This is a genomic window from Chromohalobacter beijerinckii (assembly GCF_023061185.1).
Taxonomy (GTDB): Bacteria; Pseudomonadota; Gammaproteobacteria; order Pseudomonadales; family Halomonadaceae; genus Chromohalobacter; species Chromohalobacter beijerinckii.
Window position 1 is genome coordinate 1 of the sequence record NZ_JAKGAK010000043.1, and the last position, 1,604, is coordinate 1,604.

A 1,604-nucleotide genomic window follows, 5' to 3' on the forward strand; every position below is an offset into this window, starting at 1 on the left:
CGGAACCTGTCAACCTGATTCAGACAGATCGTTAAAAATTAATGTCGATTTCGCTGCGGTATTGCTCGCCGCCGAGAGTGTCGGGAAGTTCACCACGCTATAGGGGGCCGGGTCGTCGTCATCGGGCTGTACCGGATTGATCGAGACACTGGCTGGTGGTATCGCCACCTTAGGGCGTCCACGTAGGAAGCGCTCGGGATGCGCCTCGAAGTTGTCATCGAGCGCTCGCTGGCGGATCTTCGCTACCTCGCGATATTGGCCGGTGAAGACCTGCTCCGGCGTGAAACCAGCCAGCCCGCTGTGATGGTGCCGCAGGTTGTACCAGTCGACATAGGCGCTGTGCCACTGCCGGGCATGGTCGATGCTCTCGAAGCGCCCGGGGTAGTCGGGTTGGTACTTGCTGGTCTTGAATTGGCTTTCGCTGAACGGGTTGTCATTACTCACCCTCGGGCGGCTGTGGCTGCACGTCACCCCCAGTTCTCCCATGAGGTCCAGATAGCTCCGGGCGATCATCGGTGAGCCTCGATCCTGGTGGAGCGTCAGCGCTCCATGCGGAATTCCGTAGCGATCCATGGCTTCCTGGAAGAGCTGTTGAGCTAGCGCGGCATTCTCCTTGTGAGAGATCATCCAGGCCACGATGAAACGGCTGTACAGATCCAGCACCACATAGAGGTTGAGATAGACGCCGCGACGTCGCGTGGGCAGTTTGCTCACGTCCCACGTCCACGCCTCATTGGCGGCCCTTGCCGTGATACGAGGCATGGCATGGTGTTGAGGGGCACGCTGAGGGCGGCGGTCACCGTTTTCCCTGGCCGCACGAAGCTGCCGGTACCAAGTGCTGAGCGAGCCGAGATAGATCCCTTGCTGCAGCAGGTCGTGGTAGATTTCATACACCGGCTGATCCCGGTAGGGCTCGCTATGCGCGATCTCAAGCATTTGCGCGCGCTCCTCGGCCGACAGGGCTCTGGGCTGCGGGCAGTGCCGGCGCGATGAAGATGCCCCGGTAGAAGGCTCATGGCGGCGTTTTCGCCAGGCGTACACTGTGCTGCGGTTAATGCCCAAGCATCGACAGGCCATCGCCAATGGAAGATGCGCCGGGCGCGCTTCGAGCACCGTGATCATGGTTCGCTCCCATTGTTCATGCGGTCGAGCATCGATAACGCTTTTTTTTGGAGCGATAGGCAGTCTTCGGCAGTCGAGAGCTTCTGCTGAAGACGGGCGTTCTCACGCTCCAGTGCCTCGATCTGCTTTTGCTCCGGGGTCTTACTCGGTTGCGGCCCCGGGGCGGTCTTGTGGAGCTTCTCCACGCCATTCTCGGCAAGCTCCTTGCGCCAAGTCGTCAGCTGGCTGCTGTACAGCTTTTCACGGCGCAATAGCTCTCCGAGCTCGCCATGCCGGCAGGCATCGGCTTCCGCCAGGATGCGAAGCTTGTACTCCGTCGAGAACTGACGGCGCGTGCGCTTCTCCAGCTTGGGATTCGGCGTGACCTGATGATCGGGCAGCTCGGTTGGCGGTTTAGGCATGATACGGACTCCTGAACCTCGGGCTCTGAGATCGAGTTTAACTCACTGAGCCGGTGTATGGATTCAGGTTGACACACAGGG

Annotated in this window: 2 protein-coding genes; both read right to left on the reverse strand. The window is 60.3% G+C overall.

What is annotated here, in order from left to right:
- Positions 1-9: 9 nt before the first annotated feature.
- A complete protein-coding gene (locus tag L1075_RS15570; protein ID WP_052046548.1) occupies positions 10-1,122 on the reverse strand; it encodes an IS3 family transposase in 1,113 nt (370 codons plus the stop codon).
- Positions 1,119-1,523 carry a transposase gene (locus tag L1075_RS15575; protein WP_035409838.1) on the reverse strand — a complete coding sequence of 135 codons (405 nt, stop codon included), beginning with the start codon at positions 1,521-1,523 and terminating at the stop codon, positions 1,119-1,121. Before L1075_RS15575 ends, L1075_RS15570 begins: the two co-directional genes overlap by 4 nt.
- Positions 1,524-1,604: the final 81 nt, after the last annotated feature.